Source organism: Streptomyces sp. NBC_01481, from assembly GCF_026339995.1.
Classification (GTDB): Bacteria; Actinomycetota; Actinomycetes; order Streptomycetales; family Streptomycetaceae; genus Streptomyces.
In genome coordinates this window covers 1,035,744-1,052,456 of record NZ_JAPEPT010000002.1, presented here as the reverse complement: position 1 = coordinate 1,052,456, position 16,713 = coordinate 1,035,744, and the positions used below count along the sequence as shown (strand labels likewise).

Annotated in this window: 23 protein-coding genes; 5 read left to right on the top strand and 18 right to left on the bottom strand. The window is 69.8% G+C overall.

The features are described 5' to 3' along the window. Nucleotides 1-107 precede the first annotated feature (107 nt). Nucleotides 108-998 (bottom strand): GntR family transcriptional regulator, encoded by an 891-nt coding sequence (locus OOK40_RS15490; protein WP_266481080.1) that lies wholly within the window; start codon nucleotides 996-998, stop codon nucleotides 108-110. 227 nt (nucleotides 999-1,225) lie between these two features. Here OOK40_RS15490 and OOK40_RS15485 point away from each other — a divergent pair, with 227 nt between their 5' ends. Then, nucleotides 1,226-1,393 carry a hypothetical protein gene (locus OOK40_RS15485; protein ID WP_266481078.1) on the top strand — a complete coding sequence of 56 codons (168 nt, stop codon included), beginning with the start codon at nucleotides 1,226-1,228 and terminating at the stop codon, nucleotides 1,391-1,393. A 45-nt stretch (nucleotides 1,394-1,438) separates the two neighbouring features. Here the strand turns inward: OOK40_RS15485 and OOK40_RS15480 are convergent, their stop codons facing one another. Together OOK40_RS15480 and OOK40_RS15475 are read right to left on the bottom strand one after the other, a co-directional pair. Next, nucleotides 1,439-2,683, bottom strand: coding sequence for a GNAT family N-acetyltransferase (locus OOK40_RS15480; RefSeq protein WP_266481076.1), 1,245 nt, complete (start codon nucleotides 2,681-2,683; stop codon nucleotides 1,439-1,441). Between the two features lie 171 nt (nucleotides 2,684-2,854). Beyond that, on the bottom strand, nucleotides 2,855-3,475 hold the full coding sequence (locus OOK40_RS15475; RefSeq protein ID WP_266481074.1) for an AmfC protein: 621 nt from the start codon (nucleotides 3,473-3,475) through the stop codon (nucleotides 2,855-2,857). A gap of 148 nt (nucleotides 3,476-3,623) precedes the next feature. Between OOK40_RS15475 and dtd the strand changes: the two genes are divergently transcribed. After that, nucleotides 3,624-4,049 (top strand): D-aminoacyl-tRNA deacylase, encoded by a 426-nt coding sequence (gene dtd / locus OOK40_RS15470; protein ID WP_266481072.1) that lies wholly within the window; start codon nucleotides 3,624-3,626, stop codon nucleotides 4,047-4,049. Between the two features lie 54 nt (nucleotides 4,050-4,103). Here the strand turns inward: dtd and OOK40_RS15465 are convergent, their stop codons facing one another. From OOK40_RS15465 to OOK40_RS15435, 7 genes are all read right to left on the bottom strand, one after another. Continuing rightward, on the bottom strand, nucleotides 4,104-5,069 hold the full coding sequence (locus OOK40_RS15465) for a folate-binding protein YgfZ (RefSeq protein WP_266481070.1): 966 nt from the start codon (nucleotides 5,067-5,069) through the stop codon (nucleotides 4,104-4,106). Between the two features lie 9 nt (nucleotides 5,070-5,078). Next, the gene (locus tag OOK40_RS15460; protein ID WP_266481069.1) at nucleotides 5,079-5,516 is read right to left on the bottom strand and encodes a Fur family transcriptional regulator; all 438 of its coding nucleotides are present in this window, start codon (nucleotides 5,514-5,516) and stop codon (nucleotides 5,079-5,081) included. 93 nt (nucleotides 5,517-5,609) lie between these two features. Next, entirely contained in the window at nucleotides 5,610-6,182 is a 573-nt protein-coding gene (locus OOK40_RS15455; RefSeq protein WP_266481068.1) for an FABP family protein, read from the bottom strand. Nucleotides 6,183-6,472: 290 nt separating this feature from the next. Continuing rightward, a complete protein-coding gene (locus OOK40_RS15450) occupies nucleotides 6,473-7,399 on the bottom strand; it encodes a hypothetical protein (protein ID WP_266481066.1) in 927 nt (308 codons plus the stop codon). Continuing rightward, entirely contained in the window at nucleotides 7,396-8,199 is an 804-nt protein-coding gene (locus OOK40_RS15445; protein ID WP_266481064.1) for a hypothetical protein, read from the bottom strand. The genes OOK40_RS15450 and OOK40_RS15445 overlap by 4 nt, the downstream gene beginning before the upstream one ends. Next, nucleotides 8,196-8,450, bottom strand: coding sequence for a hypothetical protein (locus OOK40_RS15440; RefSeq protein ID WP_266481062.1), 255 nt, complete (start codon nucleotides 8,448-8,450; stop codon nucleotides 8,196-8,198). Before OOK40_RS15440 ends, OOK40_RS15445 begins: the two co-directional genes overlap by 4 nt. Before the next feature lie 28 nt (nucleotides 8,451-8,478). Continuing rightward, nucleotides 8,479-8,967, bottom strand: coding sequence for a hypothetical protein (locus tag OOK40_RS15435; protein WP_266481060.1), 489 nt, complete (start codon nucleotides 8,965-8,967; stop codon nucleotides 8,479-8,481). A gap of 103 nt (nucleotides 8,968-9,070) precedes the next feature. On the opposite strand from OOK40_RS15435, the gene OOK40_RS15430 reads away from it, so the two are divergent. Continuing rightward, nucleotides 9,071-9,433, top strand: coding sequence for a DsrE family protein (locus tag OOK40_RS15430; RefSeq protein WP_266481058.1), 363 nt, complete (start codon nucleotides 9,071-9,073; stop codon nucleotides 9,431-9,433). A gap of 38 nt (nucleotides 9,434-9,471) precedes the next feature. Here OOK40_RS15430 and OOK40_RS15425 read toward each other — a convergent pair whose 3' ends face one another. From OOK40_RS15425 to OOK40_RS15395, 8 genes are all read right to left on the bottom strand, one after another. Next, nucleotides 9,472-9,729: a DUF3099 domain-containing protein gene (locus tag OOK40_RS15425; protein WP_266481055.1), complete on the bottom strand. Its 258-nt coding sequence runs from the start codon at nucleotides 9,727-9,729 to the stop codon at nucleotides 9,472-9,474. 104 nt (nucleotides 9,730-9,833) lie between these two features. After that, the gene (locus OOK40_RS15420; protein ID WP_142217934.1) at nucleotides 9,834-10,121 is read right to left on the bottom strand and encodes a DUF1416 domain-containing protein; all 288 of its coding nucleotides are present in this window, start codon (nucleotides 10,119-10,121) and stop codon (nucleotides 9,834-9,836) included. A gap of 42 nt (nucleotides 10,122-10,163) precedes the next feature. Then, complete coding sequence (locus tag OOK40_RS15415) at nucleotides 10,164-11,009, bottom strand: sulfurtransferase (protein ID WP_266481050.1); 846 nt, start codon at nucleotides 11,007-11,009, stop codon at nucleotides 10,164-10,166. Nucleotides 11,010-11,150: 141 nt separating this feature from the next. Continuing rightward, complete coding sequence (locus tag OOK40_RS35440) at nucleotides 11,151-11,231, bottom strand: putative leader peptide (protein ID WP_350310325.1); 81 nt, start codon at nucleotides 11,229-11,231, stop codon at nucleotides 11,151-11,153. A 243-nt stretch (nucleotides 11,232-11,474) separates the two neighbouring features. Continuing rightward, nucleotides 11,475-12,224 carry a DUF2993 domain-containing protein gene (locus OOK40_RS15410; protein WP_266481048.1) on the bottom strand — a complete coding sequence of 250 codons (750 nt, stop codon included), beginning with the start codon at nucleotides 12,222-12,224 and terminating at the stop codon, nucleotides 11,475-11,477. A gap of 151 nt (nucleotides 12,225-12,375) precedes the next feature. Next, nucleotides 12,376-13,491, bottom strand: coding sequence for a hypothetical protein (locus OOK40_RS15405; protein ID WP_266481046.1), 1,116 nt, complete (start codon nucleotides 13,489-13,491; stop codon nucleotides 12,376-12,378). Between the two features lie 10 nt (nucleotides 13,492-13,501). Next, nucleotides 13,502-13,756 (bottom strand): MoaD/ThiS family protein, encoded by a 255-nt coding sequence (locus tag OOK40_RS15400; RefSeq protein ID WP_266481044.1) that lies wholly within the window; start codon nucleotides 13,754-13,756, stop codon nucleotides 13,502-13,504. A gap of 33 nt (nucleotides 13,757-13,789) precedes the next feature. Further along, nucleotides 13,790-14,596, bottom strand: a complete 807-nt coding sequence (locus OOK40_RS15395; RefSeq protein ID WP_266481042.1) for a S9 family peptidase — start codon at nucleotides 14,594-14,596, stop codon at nucleotides 13,790-13,792. A gap of 219 nt (nucleotides 14,597-14,815) precedes the next feature. Between OOK40_RS15395 and OOK40_RS15390 the strand changes: the two genes are divergently transcribed. Together OOK40_RS15390 and OOK40_RS15385 are read left to right on the top strand one after the other, a co-directional pair. Further along, complete coding sequence (locus OOK40_RS15390; RefSeq protein ID WP_266481039.1) at nucleotides 14,816-15,619, top strand: response regulator transcription factor; 804 nt, start codon at nucleotides 14,816-14,818, stop codon at nucleotides 15,617-15,619. Between the two features lie 24 nt (nucleotides 15,620-15,643). Continuing rightward, entirely contained in the window at nucleotides 15,644-16,666 is a 1,023-nt protein-coding gene (locus tag OOK40_RS15385; RefSeq protein ID WP_266481037.1) for a LacI family DNA-binding transcriptional regulator, read from the top strand. The last annotated feature ends 47 nt before the right edge of the window (nucleotides 16,667-16,713 follow it).

Below are 16,713 nucleotides of genomic sequence, written 5' to 3'. Positions count from 1 at the left end.
CAGAGGGCGGCGTGCCGGTGCCACCACTCCCCATACTGCCCGCAACCACCCTCGGCGGTCGGGCAGTTGGCGGTGAGCGAGCGGAAGGCCCACCGGAGTGGCGCCGATCAGCTGCCCAGGGTGATTCCCTTGGCGAGCGTGCCCCACAGCCCGTCGAACCACTCCTGCGCCTGCGTCACGAAGGCCTCGTCCCGTGCCCCTCCGCCCAGCCCGAACGGGAAGAGCATCGAGTTGCTGCCGAGCACGTCGAAGATCTCCAGGGGTGTGTCGTCGATCTGCTCCTCCCGCTTTGTGACGGTGTAGAACGCGAACAACGCCTCGGAGCCGTTCAGCAGATACAGCTTCACGGGCGGGGTGAACGGCAGCGCCCTGAGCGTCACCTCGACGTCGATGCCGCGGGTGCTGCGCAGGGCGCGCAGGCTGTGGCGCAGGACGGCGCCGTGGTTGTTGCGCAGCGACAGCCAGTGATCGTGGACCAGTTGGCCGTCACCGGACTCCTCCTCCGCCGGGCGGGGAAAGGCGAGGTCCAGGTCGCGCGAGGGCACCATCACCCGGACCTTCACGGTCTCGGGCGTGATCCGGCCCGAGCGGATGAGCCGGAGCGGCTCGGCGAGTGCCATGTTGAGGGACTCCGCGGTCAGCGAGACCGCGTCGATACGGACATGGGGTTTCTCGAACGCCTCGATGAGGCGGGGCCCGAGCCCGGCGGCCGTCTGCTGGGGCTCCTCCACCGCGGGGTCCGCCTCGGCCGGGAGTGCGATCCGGGCGGGAGCGCCCTTGACGGCAGCGGTGAGCAGGCCCGCCTCGCGCAGCAGATCAAGCGCCTGGCGCACAGCGCGTCGCTCCACGCCGAACTCTTCGGCCAGGCTCTCCTGGGTCGGCATCCGCTCACCGCTCTTCAGCCGGCCGGAGCGGATGCGTTCGGTCAGGATCTCTGCCACGTCGGCGGGCGAGGGGCGGTTCCTGACGCCGTTCACTGCAGCGTGCTCATGGGTCACAACAAAACGCTACAACTTCTGGCTAACTAGCGGGAGTTCCCCGGAAGTTGTTTATGAACTGCAACCAAGAGGGGACAACTTCATTGAAGTTGGTCGCCAACTTGTCCAACCTGGCGAAGCGCCACCGCACTTCCCTGCTCACCCGTCCACCGTCGTACGGGTGTCGCGCGCGGATCCGTCCGCATCCCCTTGTGCCGCTCCACTCCCCACCTTGAGGAGGGATCGCCGTGCCCTTGATCACTCTTGTCATCGAGCAGTACGTGCAGTGGCGCTTCGGCGCCATGGCTGCGCTGGGACTCGCCCTGCTGGCCGCCGGACTGAAGACAGAGAACGCCACCTGCGCAGGAATCGGCGGCCTCCTGCTGGTGGCGCCCGCCGTGAGCGCCGGACCCTGACCCTGCCCCTGACCCTGACCGCGCCTTTGACCACCCGCCCGGACGTCAGAACACGTCCGGGCACCAGGGCCGCCGCGACGTACGGAACAACCCGTCCGTGACGGCCGCCGCCCCCGGCGTCCCCTCGGCCACCAGACCCAGTGCCGACAGCCTGACCGCCGACTCGTCACCCAGGTACAGCGCACCCAACTCCCGTACATCCAGCGTCAGATCGGGCGACTCGACCGACGGGGCGCACACCGCCCCCTCCGGTGAGGCGTCCAGCCGGAAGGTGCCGCCCGCGAGGCCCGCGGAGTCCTGGACGTCCAGGACCAGGGTCGCGGCGGCCGCGTACGTGCGCGCCTCCAGGGCTCGTACGACATCCAGGATCCGCACCCACAGGAAGTCCGCGTGCGTCAGGATCCGCGCCGCGCGCGGGTCCGGGAGCAGCAGCGGGAGCAGGTCGTCCGGAGCGCGAAAGCCCGACTTGACCGTGGCTATCCAGTCGACCGAGCAGACGTAGTGCCACAGCGCGCGCTCCGCCGCAGGCGTCAGCGCCAGCAGCTCGCGCACCGTCGCGGTGTTCAGCGGCTGCTTGGCGTCGCCCCACTTGTCGTCCGCCTCGTAGGCCAGCAGGCCCTCGATCTCCCCGGACGCGGAGCGGTGGACCGCGTAGTACGGCTCCGTCCAGGGCTGGCCGGGCAGCTGCACCTGGCCCGTGTTCAGCTGCCACCAGCGCTCGTTGCGGCTCACCACGCCCGGCTGCACGGCCGCCAGCCGCGCATGCAGTTCCGGGCCGAGTTTGCGTACGTCAGCCGCGTCCACCAGGTCGATACGGCCGCCGTCGGACGGGCCCGACCAGCGGGGGTCGAGGCCCGTGCGCGGTACGTCGACCGCCCATTCGGTCATCCAGGCGGCGGGGCCGAAGCCGTAGCGCCCGTATATCGGGTACTCCGCGGCGATCAGCGTGGACACGACGTCGCCGCGTTCCTTCGCCTCGGCAAGGTCCGCGGCCATCATGCGGCTGAGCAGGCCACGGCGGCGGTGGGTGGGCGAGACCGTGACATTCGAGACGGCACTCGCGGGGAGCGCGGCGCCGCCCACGGTCGTGAGCTGCTGGTCGAAAGAGCGGAACGTCGCCACACAACGGCCTTCGTCGAACGCGCCGCGCACCCGCGCGAGGTCGGTGTGCGGCCGGCGCGACGCGACCTCCTCGTCCGAGATCACCGGCGGCCGCAGAAAGCCGGTGTTCAGTGCCCGCAGCCAGTCGGGGTACTCGGACTCGGTGATGACGCGGGTTTCGACGCTCATGCGAACCACGCTAGGCCGAACGCCGACCGGCCCGCATCCGAGTTTCCACAGCCCCGGTATGACAAGAAGACCGCGCTGATGGCGCCGACCGCCACGTGCTCGGAGTTGAGCTCATCGCGGGCCTTCCGGGGCGTGAGCCCGCTCCCGGAAGACTCGGTGCGATCAATCGCTTCAGGTGAGCAGGTCGTCCACTTGCGCTTCGCCGTCACGGTACCTGCGGGCGATCTCCGCGCTGCAGTCGTCCGCGGTCCGCTGCAGCAGCTGACGGCGGCGGGAGACCTGCTGCTCGTAGCGGATCAGCCGTCCCATCGCCGCGTGCAGCTCCTCGTCCGTGCGGGCGTCGAGGTCCGAGAGCTCGACATCGGCGAGCATGTCGGCGGCCAGCCGCCGGTACTCCTCGTTGTGCGGCGTCGAGAGCGTGACATGGCGCGCGGAGGAGCGGTGCCGCGACGGCGCGTCGGCCAGGATCTCCGACAGCCGGTCGACGACCGGGGACTCCGGGACGACCGGGGTCACCGGGTCTCTGCGCCGGGCCAGCTCGGCACGCAGGATGTCGATCCGTCCCTGCAACAGCCGTCGTACGTAGCTGAGATCCGCCTCGTCGCGATGCGAGTCACGGCGCAGGGTGCGCAGCTCGGGCAGCCGAAGGGCGGGGAGGTCGTACTCCGGGGGCTCCGGCAGGGCGCCGGAGATGCGCTGCATGGGCGGCCGTACCGCACACGTCGTTCCGACGGGAGATGCAGGTGTGGATACGGGACCGGGCAGCGGCTGCCCGGCGCCAGATGTGCTCATATGCGTGTGTCCGTCCCCTCGACCGGTGCATGTGGTCTCCCCGGGCCCGGAGGGCCTGGGGGAAGCACCGCCTTGATGCATCGTGCCACTCCCTGCGCATCTGACGCAGGTGCTCTGCACCCGTTCAGCCCCAGATAGGTTGGTCTGTATGCGTGCGGTGGTGCAGAGGGTGGACGGCGCGAGCGTCGTCGTGGCGGGCGAGACTGTCGGCGAGATCGTCGGCGAAGGACTGTGTGTGCTGGTGGGAGTCACCCACGAGGACACCGGGGAGAAGGCGGCGCAGCTGGCCCGCAAGCTCTGGTCGGTGCGGATCCTGGAGGGCGAGAAGTCCTGCTCGGACGTGAACGCGCCCTTGCTGGTGATTTCGCAGTTCACTCTCTACGGGGACGCCCGGAAGGGCCGACGCCCCACCTGGAACGCGGCCGCGCCCGGCGAGGTGGCCGAGCCGCTGGTCGACGAGGTGGTGGTGCAGCTGCGGGCGCTGGGCGCGACCGTGCGGACGGGCAGGTTCGGGGCGGACATGCGCGTCTCGCTCACGAACCACGGCCCGTTCACGGTGATCATCGAGGTCTAGGGAGCGTCTTCCGGTGTCCTCGTGCCTGCCAGGCCTGCCGGTCGGCGGCCGGGGCTACGGCTCGACGACGGGTTCCTGCGCCGCCGCCGTGTCTCCGGCCAGCAGCTCCGCGTCCATCGGCACATTGCGCTTGACCAGCGCCAGCGCGATCGGGCCGAGCTCGTGGTGGCGGGCGGACGTGGTCACAAAGCCCAGCTGGCGGCCCTCCGCGCCCTCCGACGCGAGCCGGAGCGGGGTGCCGTGGGGCGGCAGGTGCACCTCGCTGCCGTCCAGGTGGAGAAAGACCAGGCGACGCGGCGGCTTCCCCAGGTTGTGGACACGCGCGACGGTCTCCTGGCCGCGGTAGCAGCCCTTCTGGAGGTGGACGGCGCTGCCGATCCAGCCCAGCTCGTGCGGGATGGTGCGGTGGTCGGTCTCGAAGCCGAGGCGGGGGCGGTGGGTCTCGATGCGCAGTGCCTCGTACGCCAGGATCCCGGCGGCCGGGCCGTTCTCCGCCGCGTACGCCTCCAGGCCGGCGCGCGGCAGAAACAGATCGCGTCCGTGCGCGGTCTCCCGTACGACCACACCCTCGGGCGCCTTGGCGATGGAGCCGGCGGGCAGATGCACCACGGCGAACTCCTCGGTGCGGTCGGCCACTTCGACCCGGTAGAAGAACTTCATCGACTCCAGATAGCCGATCAGCGCCTCCTGCGTGCCGGGCTCCACGTGTGCCCAGACCGTCTCGCCGTCGTCGACGAGATACAGCGCGTGCTCGATGTGGCCGTGCGCGGAGAGGATCAGCGCCTCGGTGGCCTGCCCCGGCGGGAGCTCGCTCACATGCTGGGTGAGCAGCAGATGCAGCCAGCTCAGGCGGTCGTCGCCGGTGACGGTGACGACACCGCGGTGCGAGAGATCGACGAGGCCGGTGCCGTCCGCGAGGGCACGCTGTTCGCGGAACAGATCGCCGTAGTGCGCGGCGACCCCTTCGTCATGTCCTTCGGCGGCGACGGCACCCGGCAGGGACAGCAGAGGGCTTTTCATGCGGTAAGCCTACGACTCGGTAGTCGGCGCCTCGGCGGTGCACGTCTCACAGCGGCCGAAGATCGCGAAGTGCTTCATGTCCGTCTCGAAGCCGAAGGTGTCGCGCAGCTTCGCGGTGAAGTCCGCCGCGACCTCGACATCCGCCTCGATCACATTCGTACAGTCCCGGCAGACCAGGTGGATGTGGTGGTGGCGGTCGGCGAGGTGGTAGGTGGGGGCGCCGTGGCCGAGGTGGGCGTGGGAGACCAGGTCGAGCTCTTCGAGGAGCTCCAGGGTGCGGTAGACGGTGGAGATGTTCACGCCGGACGCGGTCCTGCGCACCTCGGAGAGGATGTCGTCGGGCGTCGCGTGCTCAAGCTTGTCGACGGCTTCGAGGACAAGCTGGCGCTGAGGGGTCAGCCGGTAGCCGCGCTGCCGCAGGTCGCTCTTCCAGTCGGTGCTCACCACGGGTCCAGTGTAGGCGGGGCACCACCGCGGACGGGCTGCGTCCACAGAGGCAGCCCTGGCCGCGGGCCAGGGCCACCGGGAAGACCCTTCGGGTTACTTGAAGAAGGCGATGCCGTCGTCGGGGAGGTCACCGAGGTCCTTGGCCCACGCCGCGACCTGCTCCGGGGAGACGACCTTCTTCAGATGCGCCGACATGTACGGCCGCAGCGGGACCTCCGGCGTGGACTTCTCGCCCACCCACATCAGGTCGCCCTTCACATAACCGTAGAGCCGCTTGCCACCGCTGTACGGGCCGGACGCCCTGGTGCGAGCCACCGCGTCCGTCACCAGGTCGATCTGCGGCTTCTGGTCGGCGAGCTCGCCGTACCAGACCTCGACGACGCCCTGGTCACGGACCATGACGATCTCGACCTTGCGGTCGGAGTCGATACGCCAGAAGCCGGACTCGGACTCCAGGGGCCTGACCTTGTTGCCCTCGGCGTCGAGGACCCAGGAGTGGGAGACGTACTCGACGAAGTCCCGGCCGTCGTGGCTGAAGGTGACGGACTGGCCGAAGTTGCACTTCTCGGCCCCCGGGAAATCGGAAACGCCCACACCCTCCCAGGCACCGAGGAGGAAGGCGAGGGGGACGAGGTCCGGGTTCAGGTCGGACGGAATCTCGATCATGAGCAGCTCTGGCGATCTGTAGAGATACGGGTGTGACTAGCGCTGACCCTGGTAAAGCTTCTTCACGGCCAGACCGGTGAAGGCGAGGACGCCGACGCAGACCAGGACCAGCAGGGCTTCGAAGAATGCCTCAAGCACGGGGTGCTCCTCGGATGAGCGGGTGGGCAGTAAAGGGCCGGGGCCCAGCCTAATGGGTGGGCGCCCGGCCCTCTGCCTGAGGTGCGGGCAAGCGGTCCGGCGGTCCAGCACTCCGGTGCGCCGGTGCGGCGGCGCGCCGCCGCACCGGCGTTCTAGCCGAGGAGCTGGTTCTGCAGGACGACTGTCTGGTGGAAGGGGACGGCGGACGCCGTGCCCTTCTTCGACTGGACGATCAGCGCGACCGTGTCGCCCGCCGTGATGTACGCGTGCCGGACGTGAAGGGGGCCACGGGGTGCCGCCTCGTCGTACACGTTGCGTTCCGTCGAGGGGACGAGCGCGCCGGAGGGGTACGACTCGTCCAGTGGCGCGGTGTCCTCGACACCGTTGACCAGAAGGTTGGCGTTGAGATCCCCTCCGAGGTGATTGACATTGAACGCGCGGGCGAAGGCGCCCGACCGGAAGCGGACCAGGTAGATCCGAGTCGACGTGGCGTCCGGCATGGTCCAGCTACGGGCCGCGATGTCCAGCAGACCACCGTCGGTGAGGTCCTCCTTCATGCCGGCCCGTTCGTCCTCGGGGTACTCCGCGAGGAAACGGTCCGCCGACACCAGGTTCGTGCCGCCGCCGGTCGCCGGGGCGACCTTCGCGCCCTCGGGCGCCGGAAGCAGCAGCGCGCTCAGGCTCGCGTAGTGGATCTGGCCGGGGTTGCCCTTGTCGAACGGCAGCTCGGCACCCGCCGGAAGCACCGGCATCGTCAGCTTCGGATAGACCCAGCGGCCGTCGCCCTTGGTGCTGAGGCCGGGGACGTCGGTACGGGTCTGCTCGGTGATGCCGTACGCGACACCGGCACCGAGGGAGCCGAAGACGAGCACGGCGGCGGTCCAGCGGAGCGCTGCGCGCAGCTTCCGGCGCTCGGGCTTGGGCGCGGGCTCCGGCGCGGCTGCGGCCGCCGCGGGCACCTCGTCGAGCGCGGGCTCCGGCGCGTGTGCCGCCTCGGGCGCGGGCGCGGGCTCGGGCTCGGGCGCCGGTGCCTCCGGCAGCGGGGGCATCGGCGGCGTCTGGGGCATCTGGCCGGTCACACGTACTCCCCGGGAGACTTCAGAAGGTCGAGCTGCTTGGAGAGCATCGTCGCTGCCTCTTTGGTGTCGAACGGCTTGACGCCGTACGCTTTCGCGCTCACCAGCACATCGCCCTGGTAGGCGCTGCAGAACATGGCGTCGAGCTTTGCCTCGGACTCCTTGGGCATCAGGAAGCACCGGGCGTTCTTGTAGCCCTTGATCGCAGGCCCCTTACGGAAGATGCCGAGTACGTCCGCGAACTCGCTCTGGAAGTTGGCCAGTTCGCGGCCCTTCCCGGCGTTCTGGATCTGCGCGAGCCGGGTCTCGATGACGAGCCCGCCCTTGCTGATCCGGTAGCTGCGCATCGCGACACCCTGCAGCTTCAGCTTGTCGACCGCCTTGTTGCTCTGATTGCGCTGAGCGGAAGGCAGGTCCCGCCCGCCCTCCTTGAACACGGCGATGGCCTGCCTCTTGTTGAGGACGGTGTCATTCCCGTACTCGCCGATGTCCGGGCCCAGTTCGTAGCCGTGCGGCACCGGCAGCAACCTGGCGGCGAGTCCCTTGGGCGGCGTGGCCTTGTCGTCACCCGCGGACCCACCCTTCGGTTCCGCCCAGACAACGGTGGGCGCGGTGCGGTCGGCTTCGCCGAGCCTGTCCAGTGCCCAGACGCTGCCGCCGGCGACGACCGCGAGGGCGAGCACGGCACAACCGCCCACGACCAGCCTGCGGTTGACGCGGCGGGGCTCCTTGGGGGTGGCGAGTATTTCCGGGGCGGATTCCTCGGACTCCGGAGTCCCAGGGGTGGCCGGCTGCTCGGTCACAGACGCTCCAGCTGCTGCTTGGCGAGGGACATCACGGCCTTCGCGGAGACCTTGCGGGTGTTGTTCACGTACCAGATCTCCATGACGACATCACCGCGCTGGGCGATGACCCTGGCCTGGTAGAGCGGCTCGTAACCGGCGTGGCGGATCGGCTTGTCGTAGACGTAGACCCGCCCGTTGCCGCTGCCGGGGATCGGCTCGCCGCTGTTGCCGGCGTGCTCCTCCATCCCCATGTAGCCCTGCTGATCCATGCCCCACTCGCGGGCGGCGAGGACGTCGTCATCGCGGAACTGGATCAGGTTGACGGTGACGAAGACCTCGCCACGCTCCTCCCAGGAGGTCGTGTGCGATCCGGCGGGAATCGTCGTTCACCATCTCCTTGAACATGCGGTCGGGCTTGTCGTAGGCGTCCGCGTACTGGACGAGGCTCGTCCAGCCCTCGGACAGCGACTTGCCGGCCTTGGCGCCCTTCGGCTTCTTCAGCAGCAGCCTGCGCAGATCACCGTCGGTCTTGACCCGGCGGTTCACATTGACCGACTGCGCGGTGGTGCCCGGGCCCGCCGGCACGGTCTTCGCGTCACGCAGGTCCGGCTGCGACAGCGGCGGCAGCGGAGTCGGTTCACGGTCGAACTGGACGGCGTAACCGGTGACCACACCTGTGACCACACCGAGCACCGCCGCGCCCGCGATCAGCAGGGTCGTACGGCCCCGCCTGCGCGGCGGGCGCGGCGGTTTCTGCCGCTCAGGACGAATTTCTGGCGTTTCCAAAAGGTCCCCCCACGGGACATGAGGCACAGATTCCGTTACCTGTGCACAGCACAGACAACCGAGGTACGGACGGGGTTGTGCGGCCCGGGATTACAGTTCGGGCATGTCGAAAAAGCTCGTGATCAAGGTGACCGCCGGCGCCGACGCGCCCGAACGCTGCTCGCAGGCCTTCACGGTGGCGGCCGTCGCCGTCGCCAGCGGCGTGGAGGTGTCGCTCTGGCTGACCGGCGAGTCCTCGTGGTTCGCGCTGCCGGGCAGGGCGGCGGAGTTCGAGCTGCCGCATGCGGCGCCGCTTCCCGATCTGATCAAGTCGATCCTGGCGGCGGGACAGATCACGCTCTGCACCCAGTGCGCGGCACGGCGGGACATCACGGAGAAGGATGTGCTCGACGGCGTACGGATCGCGGGCGCGCAGGTCTTCGTCAGCGAGATCATGCCGGACGGCGTCCAGGCGCTCGTCTACTGAGGGCTGCTGACGGCTGCTGAAAGGGCGCCGGAGAGCTTCTACTGGCGCTTCTTGCCGTCGAGCTCGTCCCACCACTCGTCGGACTTCGGATCCCCGGACGGATCGTCCCACCAGCGGTCCTCGGGCCCGCGCGCATTGGCGACCATCGCGGCGACCGGCGGGATGACCATGGCGACGACGCACATGCCGACGGCGGCGGGGATCGACCACAGCCGCACGAAGGCCCAGGCGGACACGAACAGGACCAGGCATCCGCCCATCAGCAGGAAGTAGGCGTGACGGCGCCGCGCGTACATACCTTCAGCGTACGGCCGAATACCGGACGACCGAAGGGCCGCACCCGGTTCCAGGTAAGCGTCCAACCCCCTGGGGTGCGGCCCTTCGGCCAGTACGAGATGACTCAGACGGCGATGGCCACCTCAGCCAGGCCACCGGTCTGCGCGACGACCGTACGGTCCGCCGTGGCGCCCGGGACGAGCGCGCGCACGGTCCACGTGCCCTCGGCCGCGTAGAAGCGGAACTGTCCGGTCGCCGAGGTCGGGACCTCGGCGGTGAACTCACCGGTCGAGTCCAGCAGGCGCACGTAGCCGGTGACGGGCTCGCCGTCACGGGTCACACTGCCCTGGATGGTCGTCTCGCCGGGCTTGATCGTCGAAGCGTCGGGGCCGCCGGCCTTTGCTCCACACATAGAGGCTGTCCTTCGTGAGCGGGGAGGGAGGGGAGAGGGGGATTACTTGTTGGCGCCGAGCTCGATCGGCACGCCGACGAGGGAGCCGTACTCGGTCCAGGAGCCGTCGTAGTTCTTGACGTTCTGGACGCCGAGCAGCTCGTGCAGGACGAACCAGGTCAGCGCGGAGCGCTCACCGATGCGGCAGTACGCAATGGTGTCCTTCGCCAGGTCGACCTGCTCCTCGGCGTAGAGCGCCTTGAGCTCGTCGTCCGACTTGAAGGTGCCGTCGTCGTTGGCGTTCTTGGACCACGGGATGTTGCGCGCGGACGGGATGTGGCCCGGACGCTGCGACTGCTCCTGCGGGAGGTGCGCCGGGGCGAGCAGCTTGCCGCTGAACTCGTCGGGCGAGCGCACGTCGACCAGGTTCAGATTGCCGATCGCGGCGACGGCGTCGTCGCGGAAGGCGCGGATGGAGGTGTCCTGGGCCTTGGCCTTGTACTCGGTGGCCGGGCGGCCGGGGACCTCGGAGCCGTCGACCAGGTCGCGGGAGTCGAGCTCCCACTTCTTGCGGCCACCGTCGAGGAGCTTGACGCTGTCGTGGCCGTAGAGCTTGAAGTACCAGTAGGCGTACGAGGCGAACCAGTTGTTGTTGCCGCCGTAGAGGACGACGGTGTCGTCGTTGGCGATGCCCTTCGCCGAGAGGAGCTTCTCGAAGCCCTCCTGGTCGATAAAGTCACGGCGGACCGGGTCCTGGAGGTCGCTCTTCCAGTCGATCCGGACGGCGTTCTTGATGTGGTTCTTGTCGTACGCGGCGGTGTCTTCGTCGACCTCGACGATGACGACCTTCGGGTCTTCGATGTGGGCCTCGACCCAGTCGGCGTCTACCAGGACGTCGCTGCGGCTCATGCTCTATCTCCTCCGGGGCAGTGTGCGGCGGGTGGTGCGAGAGAGGGTGTGCAGGTAGGCGCAGCGCGCGGCTTACCGGCACGAGGGGTGGCCCTGACAACAGATCGAAGGGCTCGGGGGATACGGGAGTCCCGCTCCCGCTCAGAAGGTGCGACAGAGCATGGCGGCGACGCGGCACAGGTCTACTGCCCGCCGCTTCGTGAGATCCGCCTGTCGCTTCATGCGTCCGATCGTAGGGACGGTTCGGCCGCTATGTCACCGGCGTGTCGGATACTGAGACGCGATCGTCCACTATGCGGAACGAGACCGTGCCCCGGACGGCTCCGGCCCACCCCGGCCGGGGAATCCGCCCGCGTTCTTTCTATCCAGCGGACGGGGGCGTCTCACCATGCGGCCGGGGTGCAGGCGGTCCGCCGGTTTTCCCGGCCTCCGCCCATGTCCTCACAACGCCGGACGGGCTGGAATTCAGCCCGCCAGTGAGACGTTGGTGCCCCTGCCCGAGAAGCGCAGGCCCGCGTCCGTCGCCTCGACCTTGTCCAGCTTGATGCTGGACGGCATCCCGGCGATCTTCAGGTCGTAGTCGATGACCTGCCGCAGCTTCTCGTCGAAGCCCGGCAGCGGCAGCCTCGGCAGCGACTCGGCCTTCAGCTGGACCGTACTGCCGCCCGTGAGCCCGACGGTGCTGTAAGCGGTGACCGTGCGGCCCTTGAGCAGGCCCTTGAACGCGCCGGGCACCTTGATGCCCGCGCCCTCCAGCAGGTCGGTGAGCGGCCCGGTGACCTTGACCTGGCCCTTCGCCGCCCGCTCGGGTCCCGCGTAGCCGACGGTGGCGCCCTGGGGCGCGGCCTTCGTCAGATCGGCGTAGGAGATCCGGGCGGAACCGTCGGCCCGGTCCGCGACGGCGGAGGAGAAGCTGCTGTCGATCTTCACGCTGCGCAGCTCGGCCGTGACCTCGGTGACGTTGACCGAGCGGCCGCCCGCGCTGGCGGTGATGCCGGCAAGGCTGACGTCGACCTCGTCGAGTTCCTTGCCCACGACCTGGGTGAGGAAGGGGAAACCCTTGATCGAGATCTCGGGAGTCGAGCTCAGCCCCTGACTGCTCTTGATCTTGTCGGCCGCCTCGGACTCGGCCATGTTCACCGCGATCCGGTCCGCGGCGACGAAGATGCCGCCGAGGATCACGACGACGATCAGCAGTATTCGCAGTGCGCGCATTGCTCGGTGTCCCCCACCCTGTCCGTCCGGCCCCCGTGACGCCGCGAGCCTAAACCAGTGCGGACGACGCCTTCTGTCGAATGATCGACGTTTGGCGCAGGGGCATTGGTTCCTGGCCGGGAGCACCGCACAGGTCACACCCGGGCGCGGCTCATACCAGCGCGCGGCCGATCAGGTACACGGCGGGGGCCGCGGCGGTCAGGGGCAGGGCCACACCCGCCGTCAGGTGGACGAAGCGGGAGGGGTAGTCGTAGCTCGCGACCCGCAGTCCGACCAGCGCGCAGACACCAGCGACCATGCCGAGCAGCGCGCCCTCGGCGCCGATGCCGGTCAGACCGCCGCCCGCGATTCCGGCGCCCGCCGAGGCCAGCAGCGTGAGCACGACGGATGCGACACCCGGCAGGGGCAGCGCACGAGCCAGTACGGTCACGGCGACCGCGATCCCGCCGATGACCACGGCGTCCTCCGCGGCAGCGAGATGCCCGGTGGCGAGGATGGCGAGCGCGGCCGATGCGACGGTCGCCATCAGGCCGTACATCCGCTCGTCGGCGCCCGCGTGGCTGCGCAGCTGCAGTACGAGCGTGAGCAGCACCCAGACGCCGAGCGTGCCGATGATCGCGGCGGGCGCATGCTCGCGGCCGACGGACAGCAGTACGGCGTCGGCGGCGAGGCCGCCCGCGAAGGCGAGCGCGATGCCCTGCCGGGCGGGCCACATGCCGTTCAGCCGGAACCAGCCGGCGGCGGTGAGTGCCTGGAGCAGGACGAGCGGTACGAGCAGGGCGTACGGGCCGATGGCCGCGCACACCGCGAACAGCATTCCCAGGGCGGCGGTCAGCCCTGCCGGCTGCATACCCGGCGGGATGATCGGCGAGCGTCCCTCGGCGCGGGCGCGCTGGGCGTCGGTGATCCGCGCGTTGCCGAGGGTGGTGGGGGCGCTGTATCCCTCGGCGGCGGGCGGCGCGTACGCAGCCGCGGGTTCGGGCGACGGAGCCGGGGCCTCCGGCGGCAGCGGGTAGGCGGCCCGCGGCGGCAGATACGCGGCATCCGGGGCGGCGGGCTGCACGGGGTGCACGGGCTGCGCGGGGTGCATGACCGGCTGGTACTGCGTGTCCCAGGTCTCGGCCTCCCAGGTCTGAGTGGCGCCCGAGTCGTAGACCGGCTGCTGGTACGGGTCCTGGTACTGCTGATATTGCTGCTGTTCCGGGTACGGCTGCTGTTCCGGGTAGGGCTTTTGCTGCCCGTAGGGATACTGCTGATCGCTGCTCATGTTGCGCGCTTCACCCTCCTGCGAACGGCGGGAGCACCTCGACCGTGCCGCCCTCGGCAAGCCGTACGGTCTCATGGCCGCGGGTTCCGACGGGGTCACCGTCGATGAGGAAGGAACACCGCTGCAGTACGCGCGTCAGTTCTCCGGGGTGTCGTTCGCGCACGGCATCGAGCGCCTCGGCGAGCGTTCGGGCCGCGTACGGCTCCTCCGCGACTCCGGCCGCTGACTTGGCCGCGGCCCAGTAGCGGATCGTTCCCGCTGCCATGACGGCACTCCTTTCGTCGGCTTCCATGATGGGCTACGCGCGGATCAGCCAGTCGGCGAGGCGGGCCAGCAGCTCCTCGCCGGCCGCGTTCTCGGCATGTCCCATGCCCGGCTCCAGCCACAGTTCGGCGTCACCCGCCGCGGCCAGCATCCGGGGGTGATCGACCGGGAAGTACGGGTCGCGGTCACCGTGGACGATCAGCAGCGGCGTGGGCGCGATGAGCGGCACGGACTCCACCGGGGAGAGCGGGACCGGGTCCCAGACCTCGGGATGGATACGGGTGGCCAGGCCGTAGCGGCCGACGAGCCGGCCGAGCGGACGCGTAACCACCCAGTGCAGCCGCCGCATAGGGGCCGTACCGCGGTAATACCAACGAGCGGGAGCACTGACGGCGGCGACCGCGTCCGTGCGCGCCTCTTTGCGCCCCTCGTGCATCGCCGCGTGCCGCAGCACTACGGAGCCGCCCATCGAGAAACCGGCCGTCACCACCCGGGTGTGACCGAGTCCACGCGCCCACTCGACCGCGGCCGCGAGATCGAGCACCTCGCGGTCGCCGACCGTGGAGCGCCCGCCGGAGCCTCCGTGGCCCCGGAAGGAGAAGGTGACCACGGCGGCACGCTGGGCGAACACGCGCGCGGCACGGCGTACGGACGGCCGACCCACGGACCCCGTGAAACCGTGTGCGATGACGATCGCGGTCGCGCCGACACCCGCGCTGCACGGCTCGTAAACAGCCTCGATACGGACGCCGTCAGCGGTCCGCAGAATTGCGCGCCGAGGACCGTCAGTGGTCGAGGAAGCGTCCGAAGTGTGAAATGGACCCTCTGACAGGGAACTCATGTGGGTTATTCTGCTGGGCAGAGGATCCGGGCAACGAAGCCCCCGGGTCCTTTTGTGTTTCCCGGCCGTTGTTACAGGCAGGTGAACAAAGGCTCTCGGGGCGCGGGAGCCACCGTACGAAGCAGTGCCGCAACGTCCTCGCAGGGACCGAGGAGGAACCGACGTTATGGGCGAGCGAACCGTGCACAACCGCAGGACGACCCGGGCAGGTGGGGCGCGATGAGCTCTCTGCTGCTCCTGACCAATGCCCTCCAGCCGTCGACGGAGGTGCTTCCCGCCCTCGGACTGCTCTTGCACAACGTCCGGGTGGCCCCGGCCGAGGGACCGGCTCTCGTCGACACCCCCGGTGCCGATGTGATCCTGGTCGACGGACGCCGCGATCTGCCGCAGGTGCGGTCGCTGTGCCAGCTGCTGCGGTCCACCGGACCGGGCTGTCCGCTGATCCTCGTCGTGACCGAGGGCGGTCTCGCGGCCGTCACCGCCGACTGGGGCATCGACGATGTGCTTCTCGACACAGCGGGCCCCGCCGAGGTCGAGGCGCGGCTGCGGCTGGCGATGGGCCGCCAGCAGATCACCTCGGACGACTCCCCCATGGAGATCCGCAACGGCGATCTGTCGGTGGACGAGGCGACCTACAGCGCGAAGCTGAAGGGCCGGGTCCTGGATCTGACCTTCAAGGAGTTCGAGCTCCTGAAGTACCTCGCGCAGCACCCGGGGCGCGTCTTCACCCGCGCGCAGCTCCTCCAGGAGGTCTGGGGCTACGACTACTTCGGCGGTACGCGCACGGTGGACGTGCATGTACGTCGGCTGCGCGCGAAGCTCGGCCCGGAGCACGAGTCGCTGATCGGGACCGTCCGGAACGTGGGCTATCGCTTCGTCACGCCGGAGAAGGTCGAGCGCGCGTCGGAGGAGGCCAAGGCGAAGGCCGCGGCCGCGCTCGCCCGTACGGCGGCGGAACCCGTAGTCCGTACGGAGGAACCGGCAGAGGAGCATGAAGCAGCCGTACGCCCTGCCCAGAGGTAGGTCACCCCGCGTAGACTGCCGCGCGTGGCCAAGGTGACGCGGGACGATGTGGCGCGACTGGCGGGGACTTCGACCGCGGTCGTCAGCTATGTCATCAACAACGGACCCCGGCCGGTCGCCCCGGCCACGCGCGAGCGGGTACTCGCCGCGATCAAAGAGCTGGGCTACCGGCCCGACCGGGTCGCCCAGGCGATGGCATCGCGGCGGACCGACCTCATAGGCATGATCGTTCCGGACGCGCGGCAGCCGTTCTTCGCCGAGATGGCGCATGCGGTGGAACAGGCCGCGGCCGAGCGCGGAAAAATGGTCCTCGTCGGGAACTCCGACTACCGCGACGAGCGCGAGGTCCACTATCTGCGGGCCTTCCTCGGGATGCGGGTCTCCGGGCTGATCCTGGTCAGCCAGGGCCCCAGCGAGCGGGCAGCGGCCGAGATCGAGGCGTGGGACGCGCGGGTCGTGCTTCTGCACGAGCGGCCCGAGGCCATCGACGACGTCGCCGTCGTGACGGACGACATCGGCGGCGCGCAGCTCGCGACCCGGCATCTGCTGGAGCACGGGCACGAGTACGTCGCCTGCCTCGGCGGCATCGAGAACACCCCGGCGGTCGGCGACCCGGTCGCGGACCACGTCGAGGGCTGGCGACGGGCGATGCTGGAGTCCGGCCGGCCTGTCGAGGGCCGGTTGTTTCAGGCCCCCTACAACCGCTACGACGCGTATCTCGTCGCCCTCAAGCTGCTCGCCGGGCCCGACAGGCCGCCGGCGATCTTCTGCTCGACGGACGACCAGGCGATCGGTGTACTGCGGGCGGCGCGGGAACTGCGGATAGACGTCCCGGGCGAGCTCGCCGTTGCGGGCTTCGACGACGTCAAGGAGGCGGCGCTCACGGACCCGCCGCTGACGACGGTCTCCTCGGACCGCCCGGCGATGGCGCGGGCGGCGGTGGACCTGGTGCTGGACGACGGCCTTCGGGTGGTGGGGTCGCGCCGGGAGAGGGTGAAGCAGTTCCCGTCGGGATTGGTGATCCGGCGGTCGTGCGGGTGCGTGTAGGGCTCACGCGGGGGTTCGGGGTGCGGGCGGTTTTGTCCCCCACCCCG

What these genes read in the sequence shown, in the direction of transcription:
- OOK40_RS15405 (WP_266481046.1), bottom strand. Translation starts at nt 13,491, where the DNA reads ATGAGCAGCGATCAGCAGTATCCCTACGGGCAGCAAAAGCCCTACCCG.
- OOK40_RS15430 (WP_266481058.1), top strand. Translation starts at nt 9,071, where the DNA reads ATGTCGAAAAAGCTCGTGATCAAGGTGACCGCCGGCGCCGACGCGCCC.
- OOK40_RS15480 (WP_266481076.1), bottom strand. Translation starts at nt 2,683, where the DNA reads ATGAGCGTCGAAACCCGCGTCATCACCGAGTCCGAGTACCCCGACTGG.
- OOK40_RS15475 (WP_266481074.1), bottom strand. Translation starts at nt 3,475, where the DNA reads ATGAGCACATCTGGCGCCGGGCAGCCGCTGCCCGGTCCCGTATCCACA.
- OOK40_RS15415 (WP_266481050.1), bottom strand. Translation starts at nt 11,009, where the DNA reads ATGAGCCGCAGCGACGTCCTGGTAGACGCCGACTGGGTCGAGGCCCAC.
- OOK40_RS15465 (WP_266481070.1), bottom strand. Translation starts at nt 5,069, where the DNA reads ATGAAAAGCCCTCTGCTGTCCCTGCCGGGTGCCGTCGCCGCCGAAGGA.
- dtd (WP_266481072.1), top strand. Translation starts at nt 3,624, where the DNA reads ATGCGTGCGGTGGTGCAGAGGGTGGACGGCGCGAGCGTCGTCGTGGCG.
- OOK40_RS15425 (WP_266481055.1), bottom strand. Translation starts at nt 9,729, where the DNA reads ATGTACGCGCGGCGCCGTCACGCCTACTTCCTGCTGATGGGCGGATGC.
- OOK40_RS15410 (WP_266481048.1), bottom strand. Translation starts at nt 12,224, where the DNA reads ATGCGCGCACTGCGAATACTGCTGATCGTCGTCGTGATCCTCGGCGGC.
- OOK40_RS15455 (WP_266481068.1), bottom strand. Translation starts at nt 6,182, where the DNA reads ATGATCGAGATTCCGTCCGACCTGAACCCGGACCTCGTCCCCCTCGCC.
- OOK40_RS15400 (WP_266481044.1), bottom strand. Translation starts at nt 13,756, where the DNA reads ATGGCAGCGGGAACGATCCGCTACTGGGCCGCGGCCAAGTCAGCGGCC.
- OOK40_RS15420 (WP_142217934.1), bottom strand. Translation starts at nt 10,121, where the DNA reads ATGTGTGGAGCAAAGGCCGGCGGCCCCGACGCTTCGACGATCAAGCCC.
- OOK40_RS15440 (WP_266481062.1), bottom strand. Translation starts at nt 8,450, where the DNA reads ATGGATCAGCAGGGCTACATGGGGATGGAGGAGCACGCCGGCAACAGC.
- OOK40_RS35440 (WP_350310325.1), bottom strand. Translation starts at nt 11,231, where the DNA reads ATGAAGCGACAGGCGGATCTCACGAAGCGGCGGGCAGTAGACCTGTGC.
- OOK40_RS15390 (WP_266481039.1), top strand. Translation starts at nt 14,816, where the DNA reads ATGAGCTCTCTGCTGCTCCTGACCAATGCCCTCCAGCCGTCGACGGAG.
- OOK40_RS15395 (WP_266481042.1), bottom strand. Translation starts at nt 14,596, where the DNA reads ATGAGTTCCCTGTCAGAGGGTCCATTTCACACTTCGGACGCTTCCTCG.